This is a genomic window from Acidovorax sp. GW821-FHT11A03 (assembly GCF_058809075.1).
On sequence record NZ_JBXASG010000002.1, the window covers coordinates 1 to 24,265 of the forward strand.

General features: G+C 63.1%; 25 protein-coding genes and 2 tRNA genes. 10 read left to right on the forward strand and 17 right to left on the reverse strand.

Annotated elements, in window-relative coordinates:
* Nucleotides 1-163: 163 nt before the first annotated feature.
* From proB to rplU, 4 genes are all read right to left on the reverse strand, one after another.
* A complete protein-coding gene (gene proB / locus AC1RVY_RS03740; protein ID WP_218293476.1) occupies nt 164-1,306 on the reverse strand; it encodes a glutamate 5-kinase in 1,143 nt (380 codons plus the stop codon).
* 92 nt (nt 1,307-1,398) lie between these two features.
* Entirely contained in the window at nt 1,399-2,469 is a 1,071-nt protein-coding gene (gene cgtA / locus AC1RVY_RS03745) for an Obg family GTPase CgtA (protein ID WP_492805385.1), read from the reverse strand.
* A 172-nt stretch (nt 2,470-2,641) separates the two neighbouring features.
* Nucleotides 2,642-2,899: a 50S ribosomal protein L27 gene (gene rpmA / locus AC1RVY_RS03750; RefSeq protein ID WP_008905145.1), complete on the reverse strand. Its 258-nt coding sequence runs from the start codon at nt 2,897-2,899 to the stop codon at nt 2,642-2,644.
* Nucleotides 2,900-2,914: 15 nt separating this feature from the next.
* Nucleotides 2,915-3,226 carry a 50S ribosomal protein L21 gene (gene rplU / locus AC1RVY_RS03755; protein WP_010462012.1) on the reverse strand — a complete coding sequence of 104 codons (312 nt, stop codon included), beginning with the start codon at nt 3,224-3,226 and terminating at the stop codon, nt 2,915-2,917.
* Nucleotides 3,227-3,451: 225 nt separating this feature from the next.
* Here rplU and AC1RVY_RS03760 point away from each other — a divergent pair, with 225 nt between their 5' ends.
* The 8 genes from AC1RVY_RS03760 (at nt 3,452) to AC1RVY_RS03795 (ending at nt 10,217) form a co-directional block, all read left to right on the forward strand.
* Nucleotides 3,452-4,381 carry a polyprenyl synthetase family protein gene (locus AC1RVY_RS03760; protein WP_218294407.1) on the forward strand — a complete coding sequence of 310 codons (930 nt, stop codon included), beginning with the start codon at nt 3,452-3,454 and terminating at the stop codon, nt 4,379-4,381.
* A 41-nt stretch (nt 4,382-4,422) separates the two neighbouring features.
* A tRNA-Pro gene (locus tag AC1RVY_RS03765) sits at nt 4,423-4,499 on the forward strand.
* A gap of 128 nt (nt 4,500-4,627) precedes the next feature.
* The gene (gene pilB, locus AC1RVY_RS03770; RefSeq protein ID WP_492805388.1) at nt 4,628-6,367 is read left to right on the forward strand and encodes a type IV-A pilus assembly ATPase PilB; all 1,740 of its coding nucleotides are present in this window, start codon (nt 4,628-4,630) and stop codon (nt 6,365-6,367) included.
* An 18-nt stretch (nt 6,368-6,385) separates the two neighbouring features.
* Nucleotides 6,386-7,606, forward strand: coding sequence for a type II secretion system F family protein (locus AC1RVY_RS03775; RefSeq protein WP_492805390.1), 1,221 nt, complete (start codon nt 6,386-6,388; stop codon nt 7,604-7,606).
* Complete coding sequence (locus tag AC1RVY_RS03780; protein WP_492805392.1) at nt 7,606-8,484, forward strand: prepilin peptidase; 879 nt, start codon at nt 7,606-7,608, stop codon at nt 8,482-8,484. The genes AC1RVY_RS03775 and AC1RVY_RS03780 overlap by 1 nt, the downstream gene beginning before the upstream one ends.
* A 3-nt stretch (nt 8,485-8,487) precedes the next feature.
* The gene (gene coaE / locus AC1RVY_RS03785) at nt 8,488-9,108 is read left to right on the forward strand and encodes a dephospho-CoA kinase (RefSeq protein WP_492805394.1); all 621 of its coding nucleotides are present in this window, start codon (nt 8,488-8,490) and stop codon (nt 9,106-9,108) included.
* Nucleotides 9,109-9,193: 85 nt separating this feature from the next.
* Nucleotides 9,194-9,949, forward strand: coding sequence for a cell division protein ZapD (gene zapD, locus AC1RVY_RS03790; protein ID WP_218340321.1), 756 nt, complete (start codon nt 9,194-9,196; stop codon nt 9,947-9,949).
* Between the two features lie 40 nt (nt 9,950-9,989).
* A complete protein-coding gene (locus AC1RVY_RS03795) occupies nt 9,990-10,217 on the forward strand; it encodes a DNA gyrase inhibitor YacG (RefSeq protein WP_492805396.1) in 228 nt (75 codons plus the stop codon).
* Nucleotides 10,218-10,307: 90 nt separating this feature from the next.
* Here AC1RVY_RS03795 and AC1RVY_RS03800 read toward each other — a convergent pair whose 3' ends face one another.
* The 5 genes from AC1RVY_RS03800 to AC1RVY_RS03820 form a co-directional block, all read right to left on the reverse strand.
* The gene (locus tag AC1RVY_RS03800; protein ID WP_255591193.1) at nt 10,308-10,787 is read right to left on the reverse strand and encodes an NUDIX domain-containing protein; all 480 of its coding nucleotides are present in this window, start codon (nt 10,785-10,787) and stop codon (nt 10,308-10,310) included.
* Nucleotides 10,765-11,637, reverse strand: a complete 873-nt coding sequence (locus AC1RVY_RS03805) for an ATP-binding protein (RefSeq protein ID WP_492244179.1) — start codon at nt 11,635-11,637, stop codon at nt 10,765-10,767. Before AC1RVY_RS03805 ends, AC1RVY_RS03800 begins: the two co-directional genes overlap by 23 nt.
* 55 nt (nt 11,638-11,692) lie before the next feature.
* Nucleotides 11,693-12,922 carry a bifunctional glutamate N-acetyltransferase/amino-acid acetyltransferase ArgJ gene (argJ, locus tag AC1RVY_RS03810; protein ID WP_218293467.1) on the reverse strand — a complete coding sequence of 410 codons (1,230 nt, stop codon included), beginning with the start codon at nt 12,920-12,922 and terminating at the stop codon, nt 11,693-11,695.
* A 145-nt stretch (nt 12,923-13,067) separates the two neighbouring features.
* Nucleotides 13,068-15,824 (reverse strand): preprotein translocase subunit SecA, encoded by a 2,757-nt coding sequence (secA, locus tag AC1RVY_RS03815; RefSeq protein ID WP_218340323.1) that lies wholly within the window; start codon nt 15,822-15,824, stop codon nt 13,068-13,070.
* 137 nt (nt 15,825-15,961) lie between these two features.
* On the reverse strand, nt 15,962-16,945 hold the full coding sequence (locus tag AC1RVY_RS03820; RefSeq protein ID WP_492805399.1) for a M23 family metallopeptidase: 984 nt from the start codon (nt 16,943-16,945) through the stop codon (nt 15,962-15,964).
* A gap of 31 nt (nt 16,946-16,976) precedes the next feature.
* On the opposite strand from AC1RVY_RS03820, the gene AC1RVY_RS03825 reads away from it, so the two are divergent.
* A complete protein-coding gene (locus tag AC1RVY_RS03825) occupies nt 16,977-17,276 on the forward strand; it encodes a hypothetical protein (RefSeq protein WP_218293464.1) in 300 nt (99 codons plus the stop codon).
* A gap of 45 nt (nt 17,277-17,321) precedes the next feature.
* Here AC1RVY_RS03825 and AC1RVY_RS03830 read toward each other — a convergent pair.
* The 6 genes from AC1RVY_RS03830 to petA form a co-directional block, all read right to left on the reverse strand.
* Nucleotides 17,322-17,397 (reverse strand) — tRNA-Thr (locus AC1RVY_RS03830).
* 52 nt (nt 17,398-17,449) lie between these two features.
* A complete protein-coding gene (locus AC1RVY_RS03835) occupies nt 17,450-17,998 on the reverse strand; it encodes a ClpXP protease specificity-enhancing factor (RefSeq protein ID WP_218340325.1) in 549 nt (182 codons plus the stop codon).
* Nucleotides 17,999-18,049: 51 nt separating this feature from the next.
* Complete coding sequence (locus AC1RVY_RS03840; RefSeq protein WP_007854512.1) at nt 18,050-18,661, reverse strand: glutathione S-transferase N-terminal domain-containing protein; 612 nt, start codon at nt 18,659-18,661, stop codon at nt 18,050-18,052.
* 111 nt (nt 18,662-18,772) lie between these two features.
* A complete protein-coding gene (locus tag AC1RVY_RS03845) occupies nt 18,773-19,534 on the reverse strand; it encodes a cytochrome c1 (RefSeq protein WP_218293462.1) in 762 nt (253 codons plus the stop codon).
* Between the two features lie 17 nt (nt 19,535-19,551).
* The gene (locus AC1RVY_RS03850; protein WP_218293461.1) at nt 19,552-20,964 is read right to left on the reverse strand and encodes a cytochrome b; all 1,413 of its coding nucleotides are present in this window, start codon (nt 20,962-20,964) and stop codon (nt 19,552-19,554) included.
* A 14-nt stretch (nt 20,965-20,978) separates the two neighbouring features.
* A complete protein-coding gene (petA, locus tag AC1RVY_RS03855) occupies nt 20,979-21,578 on the reverse strand; it encodes a ubiquinol-cytochrome c reductase iron-sulfur subunit (protein WP_218293460.1) in 600 nt (199 codons plus the stop codon).
* Between the two features lie 145 nt (nt 21,579-21,723).
* Between petA and mscL the strand changes: the two genes are divergently transcribed.
* Nucleotides 21,724-22,152 carry a large conductance mechanosensitive channel protein MscL gene (mscL, locus tag AC1RVY_RS03860; RefSeq protein ID WP_218293459.1) on the forward strand — a complete coding sequence of 143 codons (429 nt, stop codon included), beginning with the start codon at nt 21,724-21,726 and terminating at the stop codon, nt 22,150-22,152.
* A gap of 183 nt (nt 22,153-22,335) precedes the next feature.
* Here the strand turns inward: mscL and pdxA are convergent, their stop codons facing one another.
* Complete coding sequence (gene pdxA, locus AC1RVY_RS03865) at nt 22,336-23,364, reverse strand: 4-hydroxythreonine-4-phosphate dehydrogenase PdxA (RefSeq protein WP_218293458.1); 1,029 nt, start codon at nt 23,362-23,364, stop codon at nt 22,336-22,338.
* A gap of 98 nt (nt 23,365-23,462) precedes the next feature.
* Complete coding sequence (locus AC1RVY_RS03870; protein WP_369641655.1) at nt 23,463-24,230, reverse strand: Nif3-like dinuclear metal center hexameric protein; 768 nt, start codon at nt 24,228-24,230, stop codon at nt 23,463-23,465.
* Nucleotides 24,231-24,265 lie beyond the last annotated feature (35 nt).

Below are 24,265 nucleotides of genomic sequence, written 5' to 3' on the forward strand. Positions count from 1 at the left end.
TCGACCACACTCCGCTCTCAACCATCAGCCGCCCATGAGCCGCATTCCGGCCATGAACAACCTCCTGAGAATCAACAGCTAGCCCTTCAGTGGCCAGCCACCATGAAAAACGCCTGCACAGAGCAGGCGTTTGACTGCGTGCGAGTGGCCTGGGACTTGGCCATCAGCTGGTGGCAGCCAGCACCAGATTGTCGCGGTGCACCATCTCCGGCTCCGCAACATACCCCAGCAGCCTTTCGAACTCCGTCGAGGGCTTGCGGCACAGCATCCGCGCCTCGGCCGCCGCATAGTTGGCCAGGCCGCGGGCAATTTCAGCGCCGGAGGCGTCGCGCACGGCAATCACGTCACCACGGGAGAAGTCGCCCTCCACCGCCGTCATCCCGATGGGAAGCAGGCTCTTGCCTTCATCCCGCACCTTGGCGGCCGCCCCGGCGTCCACCACCACCGAACCCCGCAGTTGCAGGTGGTCGGCCATCCACTGCTTGCGGGCCTGCTTCTTCTGCGTCTGGGCCACGAGCAAGGTGCCCAGCGCCTCGCCCCGCACGAGGCGGACCAGTACGTCGGATTCACGCCCCCAGGCAATCACGGTGGACGCCCCCGAGCCGGCAGCCCGTTTGGCCGCCAGGATCTTGGTGATCATGCCGCCCTTGCCGATGCTGGAACCCGCGCCGCCGGCCATGGCCTCCAGTGCCGGGTCGCCCGCCTTGGCTTCGTGGACAAACTGCGCCGATGCATCACGGCGCGGATCGGCCGTGTACAGCCCCTTCTGGTCGGTCAGGATAATCAGCGCATCGGCCTCCACCAGATTGGCCACCAGGGCACCCAGCGTGTCGTTGTCGCCGAACTTGATCTCGTCGTTCACGACGGTGTCGTTCTCATTGATCACCGGCACCACGCCAAGGCGCAGCAGCGTGAGCAAGGTCGAGCGCGCGTTCAGGTAGCGCTCGCGGTCAGCCAGGTCCGCATGGGTGAGCAACACCTGCGCGCTGCCCATGCCCTGCTCGCGCAGTTTGGTTTCGTACATCTGCGCCAGTCCCATCTGTCCGACGGCGGCAGCGGCCTGCAACTCGTGGACTTCGTGCGGCCGCGTGGTCCAGCCCAGGCGCTTCATGCCTTCGGCAATGGCACCACTGGACACCATCACGACCTCGCGGGGTACGCCGCCGTCGCCACGCACCAGGGCCGCCAGCTGGCGGCTCCATTCACCAATGGCGGTTTCGTCGAGGCCACGCCCCTCATTGGTCACAAGACTGGAACCCACCTTGACCACGATGCGGCGGGCATCACGCAATACGCTGGAAACCATTTTTTTAGTGTTTTTGGCCACTAGCGCCTGTCCATCAAGCGCCGATAGCTATTAAAAATATAGCACTCAAACCAGAAAGGCTTTGCGGCGGATCAGGCCGGAGCATCTCCGGCAAAGCGGGGATCCACCTCCACCGGCTCGTTCTCCACCCGCTGCTCGGACTGCACGCGGCGGAAGATGGCATGGATCAGCGGCTCGCAGCCTTCGCGCGTGAGTGCAGAAATCTCGAAGACGGGCCCTTTCCACTTGAAGCGCTTGACGAAGTCCTTCACCCGCGTTTCCCTCTCTTCGGTGGGCACCATGTCCAGCTTGTTCAACACCAGCCAGCGCGGCTTGTTGTACAGCTGCTGGTCGTATTTCTTGAGCTCGTTCACGATGGCCTTGGCCTGGGCCACCGGATCCACCGCATCATCGAAGGGCGCCAGATCGACAATGTGCAGCAGCAGGCGGGTGCGCTGCAGGTGGCGCAGGAACTGGTGCCCGAGGCCTGCACCTTCCGAAGCGCCTTCGATCAGCCCGGGAATATCGGCCACCACAAAACTCTGCTCAGGGCCCACGCGCACGACGCCCAGGTTGGGGTGCAGCGTGGTGAACGGGTAGTCCGCGATCTTGGGGCGGGCGTTGGACACCGCCGTGATGAAGGTCGATTTGCCCGCATTGGGCATACCCAGCAGGCCCACGTCGGCCAGCACCTTCAGTTCCAGTTTCAGGTTCTTCTTCTCGCCGGGCCAGCCCGGTGTCTTCTGGCGGGGCGCGCGGTTGATGGCGCTCTTGAAGCGCATGTTGCCAAAACCACCATCCCCGCCCTTGGCGATGGTGATGACCTCGCCCGGGTTGAGCAGCTCGTACAGCACTTCGCCTGTTTCAGCGTCGGTGATGATGGTGCCCACGGGCATCTTGAGGGTGATGTCGGTGCCAGCGGCACCGAACATGTCCGATCCCATGCCATGCTCCCCGCGCTTGGCCTCATGGCGCCGAGAGTAGCGAAAATCCACCAGGGTGTTCAGATTCGGATCCGCCACCGCGAACACATGCCCGCCGCGCCCACCGTCGCCCCCGTTGGGACCGCCGAACTCCTTGTACTTTTCATGCCGGAAAGACACGCAGCCATTGCCACCATCGCCTGCGGCAATGTCAATAAAGGCTTCATCGACGAACTTCATGGGATATCCAGTTTACAAAAGGGCGCGGCACCGACGGCAGGTTACCCGGCAGGTCGGAGCAGCGGAACGCCTCGGAGGCGCTGTCTGCGAATGGCTTGAACGCGCCATCGTACAGACCAAACAACAAAGCCCCGGCAAAGCGGGGCTTCGATGGCTACCGGAGGAATGAACCTCAGGCAGGAGTCACATTGACCGTGGACTTGGACAACGCACCCTTGGTGCCGAACGACACGTGGCCGTCCACCAGGGCGAACAAGGTGTGATCCTTGCCCACGCCGACATTGTTGCCGGGGTGGAAACGCGTGCCGCGTTGGCGCACGATGATCGAGCCAGCGCTGATCAGTTCACCACCGAACGCCTTGACACCCAGCATCTTTGGCTTGGAGTCGCGCCCGTTTCGCGTAGAGCCGCCGCCTTTTTTCTGTGCCATGACTAGCTCCTTCGATTAAGCAGCAATCGCACCGATTTGCAGCTCAGTGAACTGCTGGCGATGGCCTTGGCGTTTTTGATAGTGCTTGCGACGGCGCATCTTGAAGATGTGCACCTTGTCGTGCTTGCCGTGGGCCACGACAGTGGCTTTCACGGTTGCGCCGGACACCAGGGGCGTACCGATCTTGAGTTCAGCGCCGTTGCCGACTGCCAAAACCTGATCGATCACAATTTCCTGGCCTACGTCCGCAGCAATCTGTTCTACTTTAATTTTTTCGCCGGAAGCAACGCGATACTGCTTGCCGCCGGTTTTTATGACCGCGTACATGTTGACCTCTTGATATGAGTTCTGCAGACGAATTTCCGCAGAGCCCAAGAGTATAGCGCATCGCTCCGAGCAGCGCCAGCCCCCGCATGCCGGCCGAGCGGCAGCCTCGCGCAACGCGCCGGGGCGCCTTCAGGGCTTCCTATAATCCGGTCTCTTTCTGCGACCACCATCTTGACTGACCACACCGCCCCCGCCGCATCGCCCCTCCTGCTCGTTGCACAAGACATGCACGAGGTCGACAAGGTCATCGGTCAGCGCCTGACTTCCAGCGTTCCCCTGGTCGCGCAGATATCCCAATACATCATTGCCGCCGGCGGCAAGCGCCTGCGGCCCGCGCTTTTGCTCATGGTGTGCGGAGCCCTGGACTACCGAGGCGCGCAGCGCCACAGTCTCGCGGCCGTCGTGGAGCTGATCCACACCGCCACCCTGCTGCACGACGATGTGGTGGATGCCTCCACCCTGCGCCGCGGCCGCCCCACTGCCAACGAAACTTTTGGCAATCCTGCCAGCGTGCTCGTCGGCGATTTCCTGCACACCCGCTCCTTCCAGATGATGGTCGAGGCGGGCAGCATGCGCATCATGGAAATACTCTCGGAAGCCACCAATGTGATCGCCGAGGGGGAAGTGCTGCAGCTCATGAATATGCACGATGCATCGCTGGACGAAGCGGGCTACCTGCGTGTCATCCGGTCCAAGACCGCCAAGCTGTTTGAAGCCAGTGCCCGCCTCGGCGCGGTGCTGGCGGGCAGCCCGCCCGATGTCGAAGAGGCCTGCGCAACCTACGGGCAGGCACTGGGAACCGCCTTCCAGATCATTGACGACGTTCTCGACTACGACGGCGACGCAGTGGAAATGGGTAAAAATCTGGGAGACGATCTTCGGGAAGGCAAGTCCACCCTGCCCCTGATCGCCGCCATGGAACGCGGAACGCAAAGCCAGGCGCAAACCGTGCGCCACGCCATTGAACAGGGCTCCACCGACCAACTGGCCGAGATCGTGCAGATTGTCCGCGACACCGGGGCACTGGACATCACCCGGGCAGCGGCCTTCGGCGAGGCCCGCCGCGCCATGGCCGCGGCCGAGCAATTACCCGCCAATGCCTATTCAGCAGGTTTGCTAGAATTGGCCGCGCAATTGCTTGCACGACGCAACTGAGATGCCCCATTGCATCCACTTTCGAGTGCAATCGCACACAACGGGGTGTAGCTTAGCCTGGTAGAGCGCTACGTTCGGGACGTAGAGGCCGGAGGTTCGAATCCTCTCACCCCGACCACAAGACCGCATTTTCAACAAAAGCGCCGGTTCTGTGGTGCTGTTGCCAATATCGACGGCTGTACAGCTTGTGGCTGATCGGTGATGATAGGATGGATTCTTTTCCACACCTAACACATTACCGGTTACATGGCCGCTGTTGATACTGCCCCCAAAGAAGCCTCTGCAGTGGCCCTTCCCGGATTGGGCAGGGCGTTGATGTCCGCCGGCAAGTTGACCCAAAAGTCGGCAGAGGACATTTACAAAAAATCACAAATCAGCCGCACCAGTTTTATTGCGGAATTGACGGGATCTGGTGCCGTGTCGGCTGCCGATTTGGCGCACACCGTTTCAGCCGTGTTTGGTGCGCCCTTGCTGGATCTGGAAGCGATTGATCCGCTTCGACTGCCCAAAGAGCTTCTCGATCCCAAAATATGCCAGGCGTACCGGGTCGTTGTCCTCAGCAAACGCAATAATCGCCTTATCGTCGCGACTGCCGACCCCACTGATCAAGAGGCCGCCGAGAAAATCAAATTCACGACCCAGATGGGGGTGGATTGGATTATCGCCGAATATGACAAGCTCAGCCGGCTGGTAGAGTCCACCACGAAATCCACCAGCGAGTCGATGGACACCTTGGTGAGTGGTGGGGGCGACTTTGATTTCGACGATGTAGCCATCGAAGAAGCACCCGACAACAACGATACCGGTGCCGGCGATGTGGAAGATGCACCCATCGTCAAGTTCCTGCACAAGATGCTGCTTGACGCATTCAATATGCGGGCCTCGGACCTGCATTTTGAACCCTACGAACACCAGTATCGGGTGAGATTCCGGATCGATGGAGAACTCCGGGAAATCGCATCCCCGCCCATTGCTATCAAGGACAAACTCGCATCCCGCATCAAGGTGATCTCCCGGCTGGATATTTCTGAAAAGCGAGTCCCGCAAGACGGACGCATGAAATTGAAGGTGGGCCCGGACAGGGTGATCGATTTTCGTGTAAGTACCCTCCCCACCCTGTTTGGGGAAAAAATCGTTATCCGTATCCTGGACCCGAGCAGCGCCAAGCTTGGGATCGATGCGTTGGGCTACGAACCTCAGGAAAAAGAGCGGCTGCTGGAGGCCATAGGGCGCCCCTATGGGATGATTCTGGTCACGGGCCCGACGGGGTCCGGCAAAACCGTGTCGCTATATACCTGCCTGAACCTGCTGAACAAGCCAGGCGTGAACATTGCCACCGCGGAAGACCCTTCGGAAATCAACCTGCCCGGGGTCAATCAGGTCAACGTCAATGAAAAAGCGGGGTTGACTTTTGCCGTGGCCCTGAAATCCTTTCTGCGGCAGGATCCCGACATCATCATGGTTGGTGAAATTCGCGATCTGGAGACCGCAGATATTTCCATCAAGGCAGCGCAGACGGGTCACCTGGTTTTGTCGACCCTGCACACCAACGATGCCCCCACGACCCTGACCCGGATGCGCAATATGGGGATTGCCCCATTCAATATCGCGTCCAGCGTGATTCTTATTACCGCGCAACGCCTTGCGCGCAGGCTGTGCCCCGTGTGCAAGGTGCCGGCCGATATACCGCACGAATCCCTTCTCGAAGCGGGATACAGGGAGGAGGACATCGACGGAAGCTGGGTGACCTACCGCCCTGTAGGCTGCTCGGCCTGCAACAACGGCTACAAGGGCCGGGTCGGCATATACCAAGTATTGCCAATCTCGGAAGACATCCAGCGCATCATATTGCGAGATGGAAGCGCGCTTGAGATCGCCGAGCAGGCACGCGCGGAAGGTGTTCGCTCACTGCGCGAATCTGGCCTGCACAAAGCAAGATTGGGTTTCACTTCGCTGGAAGAAGTGCTTGCCGTCACCAACGAATAACGAGCTAGAGGGACCAGCATGGCAACTGCTGCATCATCACGGGATATCAAGGAATTTGTTTTCGAATGGGAAGGCAAGGACCGACACGGGAAAATCGTGCGCGGCGAGGTGCGCGCTTCCGGGGAAAACCAAGTGCAAGCCACCCTGCGCCGCCAGGGCGTTTTCCCGACGAGGATCAAGAAAAGGCGCATGCGGTCGGGCAAGAAGATCAAGCCCAAGGACATTGCTCTGTTCACACGGCAGCTTGCAACCATGATGAAAGCTGGGGTGCCTCTCCTCCAATCATTTGACATTGTGGGGCGAGGCAATACCAATGCAAGCGTTACCAAGCTGCTGAATGACATCCGCTCTGATGTGGAAACAGGCACATCGCTGAATGCGGCGTTCCGCAAACATCCAATGTATTTCGACAGCCTTTATTGCAATTTGGTAGAGGCAGGGGAGGCGGCAGGCATTCTGGAGGCCTTACTCGACCGATTGGCGACTTACATGGAAAAGACTGAAGCCATCAAATCAAAAATTAAGTCAGCTTTAATGTATCCCGCATCGGTGGTCATAGTAGCTTTTGTGGTTGTCACTGTAATCATGATTTTTGTTATTCCTGCATTCAAAGAAGTTTTTACTTCCTTTGGCGCAGATTTGCCTGCCCCTACCTTGTTTGTGATGGCTATCAGCGAGATTTTTGTGAAATGGTGGTGGTTGATTTTTGGCGTAATAGGCGGAGGATTTTTCTTCTTCATGCAAGCTTGGAGAAGAAATGAAAAAATGCAAATGTTCATGGATAGGATATTATTAAAAATACCAATTTTTGGCGTTCTGATAGAAAAATCCTGTGTTGCACGCTGGACACGCACATTAGCTACCATGTTTGCCGCTGGAGTACCCTTGGTGGAAGCACTGGACTCTGTTGGCGGCGCATCCGGTAATTCCGTCTATCTTCTTGCGACCGAAAAAATCCAACAGGAAGTCTCCACCGGCACGAGCCTTACCGCAGCCATGGGCAATGCCAATATTTTCCCGTCCATGGTGCTTCAGATGTGTGCCATTGGTGAGGAATCCGGCTCCATCGACCATATGCTGGGCAAGGCTGCCGATTTTTACGAGGCAGAAGTGGATGAAATGGTGGCAGGCCTGTCGAGCCTCATGGAACCCATCATCATTGTCTTCCTGGGAACGTTGATTGGCGGGATCGTGGTCTCGATGTACCTCCCCATCTTCAAGCTTGGCCAAGTCGTGTGATGGAGATGGAGACTTGGTGGAATGCGAGTTGGGGTGCGGTATTGGGACTTCTGATCGGCAGTTTTCTCAATGTGGTCATTTACCGGCTGCCCAAGATGATGGAGCGCCGGTGGACTGAAGAGGTTCAGGCGATGCAGGCACCGGCCGCACAAGCTGATACCAGCCCGGCGCATCCCGAGCCAGAACGGTTCAATCTCATGGTCCCCCGCTCTCGCTGCCCGTCTTGCGGGCACTTGGTGCAGTGGTACGAGAACATTCCTGTCGTCAGCTATCTCTTTCTACGGGGCCGCTGCTCGGCCTGCAAGGCGCGGATCTCGGTCCGATACCCTCTGATCGAGATGGCGACCGGTGCCCTGTTCTTCTTTTGCATCCAGCGCTGGGGTGTCACGGCCACGGGGATTGCATGGTGTGGTTTCTCGGCGGCCCTGGTGGCACTGGCATTCATCGACTGGGACACCACCCTCCTGCCCGACGACATCACCCTGCCGCTGCTGTGGGCCGGCCTTTTGTCGTCTGCCCTGCAGTGGATCGCAGTACCGCTGCACGCCTCGGTGTTCGGCGCCGTGGCGGGCTATCTTTCGCTTTGGCTGGTCTACTGGGGGTTCAAGCTCGCCACCGGCAAGGAAGGCATGGGGTATGGGGATTTCAAGCTGTTTGCCGCGCTGGGGGCCTGGTTCGGCTGGCAGGCCCTCGTACCCATCATTCTGATGTCCTCGGTGATCGGCGCCGTCATCGGCATCGCGATGAAAATCTTCAGCAGCCTGCGTGAAGGCGGCTACATCCCCTTCGGCCCCTTTCTTGTCGGGGCGGGATTCACGGCGATGGTGTTCGGGCCCCACGCCATTCTGGACACGGTGCTGAAACTCCTGGGCCTTTGAACGATGAATCCACGCAAGCATCCCTTGCGTCTGGGCCTGACTGGTGGCATTGGCAGCGGCAAGAGCACGGTGGGCCATGTGCTGGCCTCTCTGGGCGCCAGCCTGATCGACGCGGACCAGATCGCCCGCGAGGTCACAGGCCCGCACGGAGCGGCCATGGAGGCCATCCGCGCGACTTTCGGCAGCGACTTCGTGGATACCACCGGGGCGCTGGACCGGGGCCGCATGCGTGCATTGGCCTTCAGCCGGCCGGAGGCACGGACCCAGCTCGAAGGGATCGTGCACCCGCTCGTCACCCTTCACGGCAATTTGAAGGCCGAGCAGGCGGCGCACGAGGGCCATGTGCTGATCGTGTTCGATATTCCGCTGCTGGCGGAATCCGGTCGTTGGGCCCGCAGGCTGGACGCGGTGCTGGTGGTCGATTGCTCTGCTGAAACGCAGATCGAACGCGTCATGCAGCGCAACGGCCTGACGCGGGAGGTGGTGCTGGGCATCATTGCGTCCCAAGCCAGCCGCCCGGCCCGGCGGGCCGTCGCAGATGCCGTGATTGCCAACGACAGGGATTGCACGCTGGAGAACCTGCACGCGCAAACCCGGCAGGCAGCGGCGCTGTTCGGGCTATGATGCGAACGAAACCGTTTGTGCTTTCACTCCATGCCGTGCGCCACCGGCGTCAGAATACCCCCTGAGCCCCCAGGAACCCGCCAGCGTGATCCTTTACGAATATCCCTTTAACGAGCGTCTCAGAACCTATCTGCGGCTTGAGCAGTTGTTTCGCCGGTTGGGGGAATTGATACCCCGCTCCCACGCGCTCGATCATCACTTCGCGCTGGTCACGATCTTCGAGATCATGGACGTCGCAGCGCGGGCCGACCTGAAGTCGGACGTGCTCAAGGACATCGAGAAGCACAAGCACCAGCTCGACAGCTACCGGGGCAACCCCTCGATCTCCGAAGCGGCGCTGGATGCGATCATCGCCCAGTTGGACCGTTGTTTCACCGCGCTGAATACCCAGTCCGGCAAGTCGGGCCACTCGCTCACGGAAAACGACTGGCTGATGAGCATCCGCAGCCGGGTCGGCATTCCAGGGGGTACCTGCGGCTTTGACCTGCCCGCGTACTACGCATGGCAGCACCATGCGCCCGCCGTGCGGCAGCAAGCGCTCGAGGAATGGGCGTCCACACTGGCCCCCCTCGCTGAATCCATCTACGTGCTGCTCAAGCTGCTGCGCGATTCCGGCGTGCCCCAGAAGGTGGCTGCCGAGCGCGGCCAGTTCCAGCAGAATCTGCCGCAGGGCCGCACGTTCCAGTTGCTGCGCCTGCGCATCGATCCTGCCCTGGACCTGATTCCCGAAATCAGCGGCAACCGCCTCATCGTCTCGGTGCGGCTCATGCGGCTGGAGGGCGATGGACGCCTGCACGCCTGCAGCGAGGACGCTGCGTTTGAACTGACCCTGTGCGCCTGAGGCTCGGCGCTGGATCGTGATTTGAGGACGACGACGAGACATGGCCGCTCCCGCCCCCCGCCCCGATGCGGCAACCGCCGCCCGCACCGTGACCTGCCCCACCTGCGGTGGAGACAGCGTCTACAGCCCTGCCAATGCTTACCGCCCGTTCTGCAGCGAGCGCTGCAAGCAGGTCGACCTCGGTGCCTGGGCAAGCGAGGATTTCCGGATGCCCGCAGAGGCCCCGCCCGCCGATGCGCAGTACGGCGATCCACGCCTGCAACACTGACCCCGGCTGGCAGGCCAGCCCGCATCTTCAGGGAAATCGCCGCCCAGCGCCCGATCTGCAAGCGCAAATAGCTATTAATTCAATAGCAGTCTACGGAGGTGGCGGCGAAAACTCCACGCCCCGCTCCTGCGCAAGCCACTGCAGAACCGGGTAGGCACCTGGCAAGACAGGCGATACCGTCAGCGGAATCTGCTGCCATTGCATGGCCTGCCCTTCACGCATCTCGAACTGTCCCGACCATTCCCACACCTTGCACCAGTGCAGGCGCACCAGGGCATGCGGGTAGTCGTGCTCCGTGACTTTCCATACGCTGGCCGCCCCAATGGTCACGCCCAGCTCCTCGATCAATTCGCGGCGCAGTGCCTGCTCCACGGTTTCGCCCGCCTCCAGCTTGCCGCCCGGAAACTCCCAGTACCCGGCATAGGGCTTGCCCGGCGGACGGGTGGACAACAGCATGGCGCCATCAGCGCGCAGCAGGATGCCCACTGCGACCTCCGTGTGCTTTCGGCTGGCTTGCGGGGCGGGAACCAGGGGCGTGGTTGCGGAATCAGCCACTGTGCCGTCCCGCATAGTCGCGCGCGAACTGGTAGGCCACGCGGCCGCTGCGCGAGCCGCGCTCCAGCGCCCAGACGAGTGCCTCGGGCCGCGCGGCCGTGATCGCGGCCCCGGACACCCCCAGGGAGGACAGCCATTGGGCCACGATGGTCAGGTACTCCTCCTGGCTGAAGGGGTAGAAGCTCACCCACAGGCCGAACCGCTCCGACAGCGAAATCTTCTCTTCCACCACTTCGCCGGGGTGCACTTCGCCATCCTCGGTGTGGGTGTAGGTGAGGTTTTCCGCCATGTACTCAGGCAGCAGGTGGCGCCGGTTGCTCGTCGCGTAGATCAGCACATTCGGCGTGGCCGCCGCCACCGAACCGTCGAGGATCGACTTCAGGGCCTTGTAGCCCGGCTCGCCCTCCTCAAAGCTCAGGTCGTCGCAGAACACGACGAATTTCTCTGGCCGGTCGGACACCACGTCCACGATGTCGGGCAGGTCGACAAGGTCGGCCTTGTCCACTTCGATCAGGCGCAGGCCCCGCCCCGCATAGGCATTGAGGCAGGCCTTGATGAGCGAGGACTTGCCGGTGCCGCGGGCTCCGGTCAGCAGCACGTTGTTGGCGGGCTTGCCCTGCACGAACTGCTCCGTGTTGCGCGCGATCTTCTCCTTCTGCCCGTCGATTTCCTTGAGGTCCGACAGCTGCATGCCGGCGACATGGCGCACGGGTTCCAGGGTGCCGTGGCCACTGCTGCGCTTGCGGTAGCGCCAGGCAATCGAGCCCGACCAGTCGGGCGCGCCCAGCGGCTGGGGCAGCACGGATTCAATGCGGGCGATCAGTTGCTCGGCCCGCTCGATCAGGTGTTCAAATTTTTCGTTCATTTTCGCATTCAGCGCTTGTGAATAAAGCGCTAGCAGCTATCAAATCAGGAGTTACTCACGAACGGTAGTCCGCATTGATGGTCACGTACTCGTGGCTGAAATCACAGGTCCAGACCGTGTCGGACACGCTGCCCCGGCCCAGCAGGACACGCACGGTGATCTCGCTTTGCTTCATCACGCGCTGCCCATCCTCCTCGCGGTAGGCCGGATTGCGGCCGCCCTTGACCGCCACATGCACATCGTCCAGGTACAGGTCGATGCCGGTCTGGTCCAGATCATCGATGCCGGCATACCCCACGGCCGCGAGGATACGGCCCAGGTTCGGGTCGCTGGCATAGAACGCTGTCTTGACCAGGGGCGAGTGGGCGATGGCGTACGCCACCTTGCGGCATTCGTCCCCCGTCTTGCCACCTTCCACCCGGACGGTGATGAACTTGGTGGCTCCCTCGCCGTCGCGCACGATGGCCTGGGCGAGCTTTTGCGACACCGCCAGCATGGCTGCCTTCAGGGCCTGGCCCTCGGCGCTGGCCAGGGAAGCGATGGGCGCATGCGCGGCCTTGTTGGTGGCCACCACCACGAACGAGTCGTTGGTCGATGTGTCGCCGTCGATCGTGACCCGGTTGAAAGAGCCATCGGCCAGTTCGCGGGCCAGCTGCTGCATCACGGCCGGGGCCACACAGGCGTCCGTGGCCATGAAGCCGAGCATGGTGGCCATATTGGGCCGGATCATGCCGGCGCCCTTGCTGATGCCGGTGATGGACACCGTGGCGCCGCCAATCTGCACCTGCGCGGAGAACGCCTTGGGCAGCGTGTCGGTGGTCATGATGCCTTCCGCCGCACGGGCCCAATGGCCGGGCTGCGCGTCGGCAATCGCGGCGGGCAGGCCGGCCTCGATGCGGTCGCTGGGCAGGGGTTCCATGATCACGCCGGTGGAGAACGGCAGGATCTGCTCGGGCGCCACGCCGAGCTGGCGCGCGAGCGCGCCGCAAGTGGCCCGAGCACGCGCCAGGCCATCGGCTCCCGTGCCCGCATTGGCATTGCCGGTGTTGACCACCATCGCACGGATCGCCTGGCCGGCGGCAAGGTGGTCGCGGCTGATCTGCACCGGTGCGGCGCAAAAACGGTTCTGCGTGAACACGCCCGCCACGCTGGCGCCCTCGTCCAGCAGGAACACGGTGAGGTCCTTGCGATGGGCCTTGCGAACACCGGCTTCGGCAACACCAATGCGGACGCCGGCGATCGGGTGCAGATCGGCGGCCACGGGGGCGACAAGATTGACAGGCATGGGAGACAGGGCCTTTCTGATAAAAACTGCGGCCGATTATCCGGAAAACCGTGGCCTGCCAATGAAAACACGGGCCGAAGCCCGTGTCATGTAAATCCACAGGCGTGGTTTCAACGCCTGCACGCGGGGGCGGTGCCCCGGGGCCTCAGGCCAGCTTGCCGTGGCACTGCTTGTACTTCTTGCCGCTGCCACAAGGGCAGGGGTCGTTGCGGCCCACGCGCATGCCTTCGGGCAGGTTCAGGCCGTCGCCGGGCTGCGCGCCCGCGGTGGTCTCCACCTCCCCCGTTTCGGTGGGGGCGGTATAGGTTACGTTGGCAATGCTCTCGCCGCGGCTTTCCATGTCCTGCGCAGCCTGGTCGAGCTGGGCCTGCGACTGCACCTGCACGGTCATGAGGATCTTGGTGACCTCGTTCTTGACCTGGTCGATCAGCTGGCGGAACAGCTCGAACGCCTCCCGCTTGTACTCCTGCTTGGGCTGCTTTTGCGCGTACCCGCGCAGGTGGATGCCCTGGCGCAGGTAGTCCAGCGCGCTCAGATGGTCGCGCCAGTTGGAGTCAAAGCTCTGCAGCAGCACCATGCGCTCGAACTGGGTGAAGTTCTCGCGCCCGACCTGCTCCACCTTGCCGTCAAAGGAGGCATGGGCGGCCGCCAGAACCTTGTCCAGGATCTCGTCGTCGGTGATGGCGCTGGCACCCTGCACCTGCTGCTGCAGGGCAATGGACACCTGCCATTCGTCCACCAGCGCCTTCTCCAGCGCCGCGAGGTCCCATTGTTCTTCCACCGACTCGGCCGGCACGTACTGGCGCACCAGGTCGGTCATGCAGTCTTCGCGCATCGCGGCGATCACGTCCGACAGGTCGGATGCGTCCAGGATGTCATTGCGCTGCTGGTAGATCACCTTGCGCTGGTCATTGGCCACGTCGTCGTATTCCAGCAATTGCTTGCGGATGTCGAAGTTGCGGGCCTCGACCTTGCGCTGGGCCGATTCGATGCTGCGCGTCACGATGCCGGCCTCGATGGCCTCGCCATCGGGCATCTTCAGACGGTCCATGATCGCCTTGACGCGGTCGCCCGCGAAGATGCGCATCAGCGAATCGTCCAGGCTCAGGTAAAAGCGCGAGGAACCAGGGTCGCCCTGGCGGCCCGAGCGGCCACGCAGCTGGTTGTCGATGCGGCGTGATTCGTGGCGCTCGGTGGCGATGATGCGCAGGCCGCCCAGTGCCTTGACCTTCTCGTGGTCGATCTTCCACTGCTCGCGCAAGGCGCTGACCTTGGCGGCGCGGTCGGCTTCGGACAGGCTTTCATCGGCTTCGATGGCCGCCACGTCCTTTTCGATGTTGCCGCCCAGCACGATGTCGGTACCACGGCCCGCCATGTTGGTGGCGATGGTGATCATGCCCTCGCGGCCGGCCTGGGCCACGATATCGGCCTCACGGGCGTGCTGCTTGGCGTTGAGCACCTGGTGCGGCAGGCCTTCCTTGTTCAGGAGCTGGTCGATGATCTCGGAGTTCTCGATCGACGTGGTGCCCACCAGCACCGGCTGGCCGCGCTCATGGCATTCGCGGATGTCCTTGATGGCCGCTTCGTACTTCTCGCGCGTGGTCTTGTACACGCGGTCGAGCTGGTCGTCCCGGCGGCTCGGGCGGTTCGGCGGGATCACGGTCGTTTCCAGGCCGTAGATCTCCTGGAACTCGTAGGCCTCGGTGTCGGCCGTGCCGGTCATGCCCGCGAGCTTGTTGTACAGGCGGAAGTAGTTCTGGAACGTGATGGAGGCCAGCGTCTGGTTCTCGGCCTGGATGTTCACGCCTTCCTTGGCCTCGACGGCCTGGTGCAGGCCTTCGCTCCAGCGGCGGCCCGACATCAGGCGGCCGGTGAACTCATCCACGATCACGATCTCGCCGTTCTGCACCACGTAGTGCTGGTCGCGGTGGTACAGGTGGTTGGCCCGGAGCGCCGCATACAGGTGGTGCATCAGCGTGATGTTGGCCGGGTCGTACACCGAGGCGCCCTCGGCGATCAGGCCGTGGCTGGCCAGGATGCGCTCGGCGCTCTCGTGACCCTGCTCGGTCAGGAACACCTGGTGGGTCTTTTCGTCCAGCGTGAAGTCGCCCGGCTTGGTCACGCCCTCGCCCGTGCGCGGATCGGCTTCGCCTTCCTGGCGCACCAGCAGCGGCACCACCTTGTTCATGGCGATATACATGGCCGTGTGGTCTTCGGCCTGGCCACTGATGATCAGGGGCGTGCGCGCCTCGTCGATCAGGATCGAGTCCACCTCGTCGACGATGGCGAAGTTCAGGCCCTGCTGCACGCGGTCCTGTGCTTCATAGACCATGTTGTCGCGCAGGTAGTCAAAGCCGTATTCGTTGTTCGTGCCGTAGGTGATGTCGGCGCGGTAGGCTTCCTGCTTTTGCTCGCGCGGCATGTTGGGCAGGTTGATGCCCACCGTGAGGCCCAGGAAGTTGTACAGCCGGCCCATCCATTGCGCGTCGCGGTTGGCCAGGTAGTCGTTCACGGTCACCACATGCACGCCCTTGCCCGACAAGGCATTGAGGTACACCGGCAAGGTCGCGGTGAGGGTCTTGCCCTCACCCGTGCGCATTTCGGAAATCTTGCCAAAGTGCAGCGCCATGCCGCCCAGCAATTGCACATCGAAGTGGCGCATCTTCATGATGCGCTTGGAGCCCTCGCGGACCACCGCGAAAGCCTCCGGGAGGATATCGTCCAGCGACTCGCCCTTGGCTACACGGTCCTTGAACTCCTGCGTCTTGGCGCGAAGCTGCTCGTCCGACAGCTTTTCGTAGTCGGGCTCCATCGCATTGATGCGGGTCACCGTCTTGCGGTACTGCTTGAGGAGCCGGTCATTGCGGCTGCCGAATAGTTTGGTGAGGAAGTTGGTGGCCATGCGAACAGGACCGCTTGCCCGCTGCAATCAGCGCGCCAAGCGACCGAAATCCCTAAGATGAATTGAGTTCAGGTGGGTCCATCGCCATGGATTGCAAGCTGCTTGCAATCCCGGGCCTGAACACCGGACCCGCGATTTTACCTGCCCGCTGCGGGCACGGCCGGCTGGCCGGGCGATGCGCGGGGCTGGACCGCCGCAACCTGCGCCGCGGGGCCCGCGCCGCCCGCGCTCAGAAACTTCTGCGGGTCCTGGAAAACACCCTGCACCAGCACCTCGAAATGCAGATGGGGGCCCGTGGAACGCCCCGTGGTCCCCACCTCCGCAATCTTCTGGCCACGGCGCACGATGTCCCCCTGCTTGACCAAGGTGCGCGATGCGTGGGCGTAGCGCGTGACCAGCTGGTTGCCGTGGTCCACCTCGATCATGTTGCCGTAGGCGGGGTGGTATTCCTGGGTCACCACCACGCCACCGGCAGCGGCCAGGATGGGCGTACCCGTATCGGCCTGGAAGTCGAGCCCCGTGTGCAGCGCCGACTGGCCCGTGATCGGGTCCACCCGCCAGCCAAAGGACGAGCCGGGCACGCGGCCGGTCACCGGCGCATGGGTGGGAATCATCTTCTTTCGGATGTGCTGGTCGAATAGGCGCGATTCGAGCACCGTCATCAGGTCCACCCGCTGGTTGGTCAGGCGCTCCAGCTCATCGAGCGTGGACTGCAGCTCCTCCATCGACAGATTGCGCGCGCTCACGAGCACGCCCCCCCGGACATCCGATTTCTGGATATCGGAGGGCGCCATGCCCGCCAGGCCCAGCACGCGGTCGCCCAGCGATTCCAGCTGCACCATGCGGGCCTGCATCTCGCCGACACGGCGGGCCATCGCATCCAGGTTGGCGCGCATGAACCGGTCCCGCTCGGCAAACTCGTCCTTCACGACCAGCCGGACCAGCGAGCCCACGATCGGCCAGCCTTCGCGCGCGCCCTTGAGGAAAACCCAGTGGTAGAGCGTCGCAGCCACCAGCATGAGGCACAGCGACACCGCCAGCCCGGCCAGGAGCAGGCGCGTGCCAGACAGGTGAATGGCCCGGCTGCGCGCCAGCCTGGCGTCCGTGATAATCAGATGCACTACGAATTCTCCACGCCCGAAGACGCACACCATGAACCGCCGCCACTACGCCGTCAGCCTGCAGCAGGCCAGCGAGGACTCTCCCACGCTGGCCAAGCTCACAGCGTTGACACGCGATTCCAGTGATCGGCTCAAGGCCATTGAAATGCTGATTCCTGCGGCGCTGCGTCCCACGGTCCAGGCGGGGCCCATCGATGGGGACTCCTGGTGCCTGCTCGTCAAGAGCAATGCCGCAGCGGCAAAAATACGCCAGCTGCTGCCTGCTCTGCAGGCGCATTTGCGCAGCCGGGGGTGGGAGGTTAACGCGATTCGCCTGAAAGTTCAAACCTGACGGCCTGCGCCAGGATCGGGGAATGCGTGGGAGACACCAGGGACATGGTGCCGGTTGTCGGAATCGAACTGACGACCTACCGCTTACAAGGCGGGTGCTCTACCAACTGAGCTAAACCGGCGAAGGCTGCATTTTATAGTGGAAAAAGCAGCCTCAAAAAAATGCTGGGGCCGTTATTTGACCCGCTTGAGAGAAGGCCGGGCACCACCCGCTGCCGGGGGAGGCCGCGGCGCGTCACCGCCGTCGCCGTCCTTCTTGCCATCGTCGGAGGGCACCAGTTGGACCACGCGGTCCTCGGGAGCAGGCACAGCCCCGGCCGCCACCACATCCTGCGCCGATGGCAATGCCTCCGGCAGCGCTGGCGCCGCCGGGCCCGCACCGCTGCTACCAGCGAGCACATCCACCGGGGGAGGAAACGCCATGCCCTGGCCGTTTTCACGGGCATAGATGGCGATGACCCGGCCCACGGGCACCAGGATCTCGCGCGGCTTGCCGCCGAAGCGGGCCTTGAACTCGATGAAATCGTTGCCCAGCTGCAAGGCGCTCGTCGCGTCAAAGCTGATGTTCAGGACGATCTCGCCATCCTTCACGTACTCGCGCGGCACTTGCACGGAATCGTCCACGCGCACGGCCACATAGGGCGTGAGCCCGTTGTCGGTGCACCACTCGTACAGGGCACGAATGAGGTACGGGCGCGTGGAGGTGGATTCCTGTGCGGTCATGAAGATGGGTGGCTGCTGCGGTAGATGAAGAGAAATTGGGCAGGCCGCAGATTACTTGCGCATGACCTTTTCGGACGGCGTCAGCGCTTCGATGTAGGCAGGGCGCGAGAAGATGCGCTCGGCGTACTTGAGCAGCGGCGCCGCGTTCTTGGACAGGTCGATGCCGTAGTAGTCCAGGCGCCACAGCAACGGGGCAATCGCCACGTCCAGCATGGAGAAGTTGTCGCCCAGCATGTACTTGTTCTTGAGGAACACGGGGGCCAGCTGCGTGAGACGGTCGCGGATGTGGGCGCGCGCCTTTTCCAGCGCCTTTTCGTTGCCCTTGGTGGCGCGCGACTCCAGGATGTTCACGTGCACGAACAGTTCCTTCTCGAAGTTGAGCAGGAACAGGCGCACGCGGGCGCGGTCGACCGGGTCGCCGGGCATCAGCTGGGGGTGTGGGAAGCGCTCGTCGATGTACTCATTGATGATGTTCGACTCGTACAGGATCAGGTCGCGCTCGACCAGGATGGGCACCTGGCCGTACGGGTTCATCACGCTGATGTCTTCGGGCTTGTTGTACAGGTCCACATCGCGGATTTCAAAGTCCATGCCTTTTTCGAACAGGACGAAGCGGCAGCGGTGGGAGAAGGGACAGGTCGTACCCGAATAAAGCACCATCATGGTGGGAGGCTCCTAAAAATCAAAAGAGTGGGACGCCAAAAGCGCCCACTCTGCAAACAATCCGGCGGCACCCCGAAGGGCGCCTTCTCATGGATCTACGGCTCGTGCTGCTTACTTCACATCCTTCCAGAAGGCTGCGTTCAGCCTCCAGGCGATGATGGTGAAGAAACCGAGGAAGATCAGCACCCACACCCCCACGCGCACGCGGGTGTTCTGGGCGGGCTCACCCATCCACTGCAGGTAGTTCACGAGGTCGCCCACGGTCTGGTCGAACTGCAGCGGGGTCATCGTGCCTGGCTTGACCTGCTCCCAGCCCTTGAACACCTGGGTCTTGTGGCCATGGCTCTCGTGCTCTTCGAACACGGGGCGGCGGTCGCCCTGCATTTCCCACAACACATGGGGCATGCCCACGCTCGGGAAAGCCAGGTTGTTCCAGCCGGTGGCCTTGGTGTCGTCGCGGTAGAACGTGCGCAGGAAGGTGTAGAGGTAGTCGGCACCCGTGCCGCCGTGGCCGGCGCGCGAACGCGCGATCACGGTCAGGTCCGGCGGGTTGGCGCCGAACCATTCCTTGGCCTGCTTGGGATCGATGGACGCCTTCATGGTCTCGCCGACCTTGTCGGTCGTGAACAGCAGGTTGTCCTTGATCTGCTGCTCGGTCAGGCCGATGTCGCGCAGGCGGTTGAAGCGCATGAAGGCAGCCGAATGGCAGCTCAGGCAGTAGTTGACGAATACCTTGGCGCCGTTTTGCAGGGAGGCCAGGTCGTTGGTCTTGTTGGGCGCCTTGTCCCAGGCGATGGTGTCACCACCCGAGGCGTGGGCGGCACCGGCCGCTAGGCCCACCGCGGCGATCAGCGTGAGGATGAGTTTCTTCATTGTTGTTGTCTCCAGGCTCAGTGCGCCACAAAGGTCACGCGGTCGGGCACTGCCTTGGCCTCGCCAATGCGGCTCCACCAGGGCATCAGCAGGAAGAAGCCGAAGTAGAACAGCGTGCCCACTTGCGATACGCGTTCGCCGATGGGAGACGGGGGCTGCACGCCCAGGTAGCCCAGGATCAGGAAGATGATCACGAAGACGCCATACAGGTACTTGTGCCAGTCCGGACGGTAGCGGATCGACTTGACCGGGCTGTGGTCCAGCCAGGGCAGGAAGAACAGGATGACCACGGCACCGCCCATCACCACCACGCCCCAGAACTTGGCGTCGATGGACAGCATCATCGCGATCACGACCACAGCCGCACCCGCGATGCCCACCTTGATGAAGCTGGGCAGCTTCGCCTTGAGCACGCCAAAGCCCGCACCGGCCACCACGCACAGGACCAGCACGTACATCATTTCGGTGGTGATCGCACGCAGCATCGAATAGAACGGCGTGAAGTACCAGACCGGCGCGATGTGCGCGGGCGTCTTGAGCGGATCCGCGGGGATGAAGTTGTTGTACTCGAGGAAGTAGCCGCCGAACTCGGGCGCGAAGAACACCACCGCCGTGAAGGCCATCAGGAACATGGACAAGGCAAAGATGTCATGCACCGTGTAGTAGGGATGGAAAGGCACGCCGTCGAGCGGCTTGCCATTGGCATCCTTGGGCGCCTTGGGGCCCTTGATTTCCACGCCGTCGGGATTGTTGGAACCCACATCGTGCAGCGCCAGCAAGTGCGCCACCACCAGGCCGAGCAGCACCAGCGGCACGGCGATCACGTGGAAGCTGAAGAAGCGGTTCAGCGTGGCGTCGCCCACCACGTAGTCGCCACGAATCAGCAGCGCGAGGTCAGGACCGATGAAAGGGATGGCCGCGAACAGGTTCACGATCACCTGGGCGCCCCAGTACGACATCTGGCCCCAGGGCAGCAGGTAGCCCATGAAGGCTTCCGCCATCAGGCACAGGAAGATGGCGCAGCCGAAGATCCAGACCAGCTCGCGCGGCTTGCGGTAGCTGCCGTAGATGAGGCCACGGAACATGTGCAGGTACACCACCACGAAGAACGCCGACGCGCCCGTGGAGTGCATGTAACGGATCAGCCAGCCCCAGGGCACGTCGCGCATGATGTACTCGACCGACGCGAACGCCAGGCTGGCATCGGGCTTGTAGTGCATGACCAGGAAGATGCCGGTCACGATCTGGATCACCAGCACGACCAGCGCCAGCGAGCCGAAGATGTACCAAAAGTTGAAGTTCTTCGGAGCGTAGTACTCCGACATGTGCACCTTGTAGGCGTCGAAAGCGGTCGGGAAGCGGTTCTCGAACCAGTTCGTGACCTTGGCGCCCGCCGAGGCGTTGGGAGAGATTTCCTTGAATTCAGCCATGTCGTCGTGCTCCTTCAAGCCTTCTTGTCTTCACCGATCAGCAGGCGCGTCTCGGTAAGGTACATGTGGGGGGGCACTTCGAGGTTGTCGGGTGCGGGCTTGTTCTTGAAGACGCGGCCGGCCATGTCGAACGTGGAGCCGTGGCAGGGGCACAGGAAACCGCCCTTCCAGTCGTCGGGCAGCGACGGCTGGGCGCCAGGCTGGAACTTGTCGGAGGGCGAGCAGCCCAGGTGCGAGCAGATGCCCACGCCCACGAAGATTTCCGGCTTGATGGAGCGGGCTTCGTTGCGCGCGTACTCGGGCGTGAGTTCGGAAGGCTTGCGTTCAGACTTGGGATCCGCGAGCTGGCCATCGAGCTTGGGCAGCTCGGCGAGCTGCTCGGGCGTGCGCTTGATGATCCAGACGGGCTTGCCGCGCCACTCCACAGTGACTTTTTCTCCGGGCTTGAGGGCGGAAATATCCACCTCGACGGCAGCACCGGCGGCTTTGGCGCGCTCGGAGGGCTGAAAAGTACTCACGAAAGGTACGGCGGTTGCCACGCCGCCCACCGCACCAGCACAGCCGGACGCGATCAGCCACGTCCGTTTGCTGGAGTCGATTGGAGTGTCACTCATGGGGATCCTCGATGAACATCGCTAGATTGGGGTCAACCGCGAATTGTAGCGGAGTGAAAATGGTTATTTCAAAGTGAGGGACTGTCTTGACAGGCCACCGCTCCGGGCAATACTCCGGGATCGCCATTCACACAAGGAGCACAACATGGGGATGATGCAGGAGTTCAGGGAGTTCGCGGTCAAGGGCAATGTGATTGACCTCGCCGTGGGCGTCATCATTGGGGGGGCCTTCGGCAAGATCGTGGACTCTGTCGTGTCGGACCTGATCATGCCGGTGGTCGGGCTGGTGTTCGGCAAGCTCGATTTTTCCAACCTGTTCGTGGTGCTGGGCACGGTGCCGCCGGGCACCGCCATGACGCTGGACGCCCTCAAGAAGGCAGGCGTGCCGGTGTTTGCCTACGGCAACTTCCTGACCGTGGCCGTCAATTTCATCATTCTGGCGTTCATCATCTTCATGATGATCAAGCAGATCAACCGCCTCAAGCGCGAAGCCCCCGCTGCCCCCGAAGCCCCGGCCGCGCCACCGGAAGACATCGTGCTGCTGCGCGAGATCCGGGACAGCCTGAAGAGATAGCCCCCTGAGGCGCTGCGCGCTTCCCCACGGGGGACGCGCCCGGTGGCCTGGCAAAGCCGGCTCCACGGGTGCGCTGCCGTGAGGTGCGCCGGTTTCGCGGGTGGCGCTGGTTTGGTGCCACTCTCTCGATTGCTATATAAACAGTAGCATTCAGCGCTTTACCATCAAGCGCCAGCGTGCAATTCACTCACACAGCGCCCGCGCCATGCGCACCGCCTCGATGAGGCTCGCGGCGTCGGCCACGCCCTGCCCCGCGATGTCGAACGCCGTGCCATGGTCGGGGCTGGTACGCACCAGCGGCAGGCCCAGGGTCACGTTCACGCCCTTGTCCACGCCCAGGTACTTCACCGGGATGAGGCCCTGGTCGTGGTACATCGCGACAACCACGTCGAACTCGCCAGCGCGTGCGGGTGTGCTGCGCGCACGCATGAACACCGTGTCCGGCGCGAACGGGCCGTGCACGTCCAGGCCCTGCGCCCGCGCCGCGGCAATGGCCGGTGCAATCACCTCCACTTCCTCGCGCCCGAACAGCCCGCCCTCGCCCGCGTGGGGATTGAGCCCCGCCACCGCCATGCGCGGCGCGCGGCCCAGGCTGCGCGCCAATGCGGCGTGCGTGATCTGCAGGGTCTGCAGCACATTGCCTGGCGTGACCGCGTCGATGGCGTCGCGCAGCGACACGTGGATGCTGACCAGCACCGTGCGCAGCTCGTCGCTGGCGAGCATCATGCGCACGGGCATCTGCGCCAGTGCCACGCCCTGGTGCGCAGCGGCCTCGGCCTGCAGCAGCTCGGTATGGCCCGGGAAAGCGACGCCGGCGGCCGACAGCGCCTCCTTGTGCAGCGGCGCCGTCACCAGGCCCGCCACCTCGCCCCGGAGCGCTGCCCGCGCGGCCCAGACCACGCTGTCGGCCGCCGCCCGCCCCGCCTCGGCGCTGATCCGCCCCCAGGGCTGCGGTCCCGGGATGCCGGGCAGGGCCAGCACCGGAATGCAGCGGGGAGGCATCGCCAGGGCCTGCGCCGCCGCCGCGATCTGCGCCACCGGCACGGCCGGAACGCCGGGGCGCACGATGGCCTGCGCCGCACGGCGCAGCGTGGCGACGTCGCCCACCACGAAACAGCCCTGCAGGTCCTGGGGCGCATCGCGGAAGGCCTTGGCGACGATCTCGGGGCCGATGCCTGCGGGATCGCCTTGGGTGATGGCCAGTGGTGTCATGGGGATGGAATGGAAATGGAATCAGCGTCCAGCGCCGGAGGGAAAAGCGCCAAATGCTATTGATTAAATAGCAATATCACCAAAAGGCTTCGCGGCCCTCAGGCCGGGTTGGGGATTTCGATGAACACATGCTCCAGGCCCAGCAGCCCGGACACGTGCGCGGCGACGGCCGGCGCTCCGTAGCGCTCGGTGGCGTGGTGCCCCGCCGCGATGAAACACACGCCCATCTCGCGTGCCAGATGGGCCTGGGGCTCCGAAATCTCCCCGGTGATGAAGGCATCCGCCCCCGCGGCAATCGCTGATTCGAAGTAGCCCTGGGCGCCGCCCGTGCACCAGGCCACGCGGCCCAGAGGCTGCTGCCGCTGCGCGCCCGCCGCCTCGGGCTGCACGAGGGTCACGGCCCGTCCCAGTGCCCGGGCCACGTGGTCGGCCAGCGCCTGGCCGTCGGCGAAGGCCGCCGGCGCGGAGAATCCCAGGTCCTGCTCCCCGAACCGCGCATCGGCGGCAAGGCCCAGCACGCGCCCCAGCTGGGCGTTGTTGCCCAGTTCGGCGTGCGCATCCAGCGGCAGGTGGTACGCGAACAGGTTGATGTCGTGCGCCAGCAGCAGCTGCAGCCGCTGCTTCATCCAGCCCGTCACCCGGCCGTCCTGGCCACGCCAGAACAGGCCATGGTGCACGAAGATGGCATCGGCCCGCTCGCGGATGGCCGCCTCGATCAGGGCGCGGCTGGCCGTCACGCCACTCACGATGCGGCGGACTTCGGCCTTGCCCTCGACCTGCAGGCCGTTGGGACCGTAGTCCTTGAAACGCTCGGGCTGCAGCAGGCTGTCGAAGGCCTGCAGAAGGTGGGTGCGTGAAATGCTCATGCGGCTATTGTCGCGCGCGCCGGCGGTCCCAGTTG

What these genes read in the sequence shown, in the direction of transcription:
- proB (WP_218293476.1), bottom strand. Translation starts at nt 1,306, where the DNA reads ATGGTTTCCAGCGTATTGCGTGATGCCCGCCGCATCGTGGTCAAGGTG.
- cgtA (WP_492805385.1), bottom strand. Translation starts at nt 2,469, where the DNA reads ATGAAGTTCGTCGATGAAGCCTTTATTGACATTGCCGCAGGCGATGGT.
- rpmA (WP_008905145.1), bottom strand. Translation starts at nt 2,899, where the DNA reads ATGGCACAGAAAAAAGGCGGCGGCTCTACGCGAAACGGGCGCGACTCC.
- rplU (WP_010462012.1), bottom strand. Translation starts at nt 3,226, where the DNA reads ATGTACGCGGTCATAAAAACCGGCGGCAAGCAGTATCGCGTTGCTTCC.
- AC1RVY_RS03760 (WP_218294407.1), top strand. Translation starts at nt 3,452, where the DNA reads ATGCACGAGGTCGACAAGGTCATCGGTCAGCGCCTGACTTCCAGCGTT.
- pilB (WP_492805388.1), top strand. Translation starts at nt 4,628, where the DNA reads ATGGCCGCTGTTGATACTGCCCCCAAAGAAGCCTCTGCAGTGGCCCTT.
- AC1RVY_RS03775 (WP_492805390.1), top strand. Translation starts at nt 6,386, where the DNA reads ATGGCAACTGCTGCATCATCACGGGATATCAAGGAATTTGTTTTCGAA.
- AC1RVY_RS03780 (WP_492805392.1), top strand. Translation starts at nt 7,606, where the DNA reads ATGGAGATGGAGACTTGGTGGAATGCGAGTTGGGGTGCGGTATTGGGA.
- coaE (WP_492805394.1), top strand. Translation starts at nt 8,488, where the DNA reads ATGAATCCACGCAAGCATCCCTTGCGTCTGGGCCTGACTGGTGGCATT.
- AC1RVY_RS03795 (WP_492805396.1), top strand. Translation starts at nt 9,990, where the DNA reads ATGGCCGCTCCCGCCCCCCGCCCCGATGCGGCAACCGCCGCCCGCACC.
- AC1RVY_RS03800 (WP_255591193.1), bottom strand. Translation starts at nt 10,787, where the DNA reads ATGCGGGACGGCACAGTGGCTGATTCCGCAACCACGCCCCTGGTTCCC.
- AC1RVY_RS03805 (WP_492244179.1), bottom strand. Translation starts at nt 11,637, where the DNA reads ATGAACGAAAAATTTGAACACCTGATCGAGCGGGCCGAGCAACTGATC.
- argJ (WP_218293467.1), bottom strand. Translation starts at nt 12,922, where the DNA reads ATGCCTGTCAATCTTGTCGCCCCCGTGGCCGCCGATCTGCACCCGATC.
- secA (WP_218340323.1), bottom strand. Translation starts at nt 15,824, where the DNA reads ATGGCCACCAACTTCCTCACCAAACTATTCGGCAGCCGCAATGACCGG.
- AC1RVY_RS03825 (WP_218293464.1), top strand. Translation starts at nt 16,977, where the DNA reads ATGAACCGCCGCCACTACGCCGTCAGCCTGCAGCAGGCCAGCGAGGAC.
- AC1RVY_RS03835 (WP_218340325.1), bottom strand. Translation starts at nt 17,998, where the DNA reads ATGACCGCACAGGAATCCACCTCCACGCGCCCGTACCTCATTCGTGCC.
- AC1RVY_RS03840 (WP_007854512.1), bottom strand. Translation starts at nt 18,661, where the DNA reads ATGATGGTGCTTTATTCGGGTACGACCTGTCCCTTCTCCCACCGCTGC.
- AC1RVY_RS03845 (WP_218293462.1), bottom strand. Translation starts at nt 19,534, where the DNA reads ATGAAGAAACTCATCCTCACGCTGATCGCCGCGGTGGGCCTAGCGGCC.
- AC1RVY_RS03850 (WP_218293461.1), bottom strand. Translation starts at nt 20,964, where the DNA reads ATGGCTGAATTCAAGGAAATCTCTCCCAACGCCTCGGCGGGCGCCAAG.
- petA (WP_218293460.1), bottom strand. Translation starts at nt 21,578, where the DNA reads ATGAGTGACACTCCAATCGACTCCAGCAAACGGACGTGGCTGATCGCG.
- mscL (WP_218293459.1), top strand. Translation starts at nt 21,724, where the DNA reads ATGGGGATGATGCAGGAGTTCAGGGAGTTCGCGGTCAAGGGCAATGTG.
- pdxA (WP_218293458.1), bottom strand. Translation starts at nt 23,364, where the DNA reads ATGACACCACTGGCCATCACCCAAGGCGATCCCGCAGGCATCGGCCCC.
- AC1RVY_RS03870 (WP_369641655.1), bottom strand. Translation starts at nt 24,230, where the DNA reads ATGAGCATTTCACGCACCCACCTTCTGCAGGCCTTCGACAGCCTGCTG.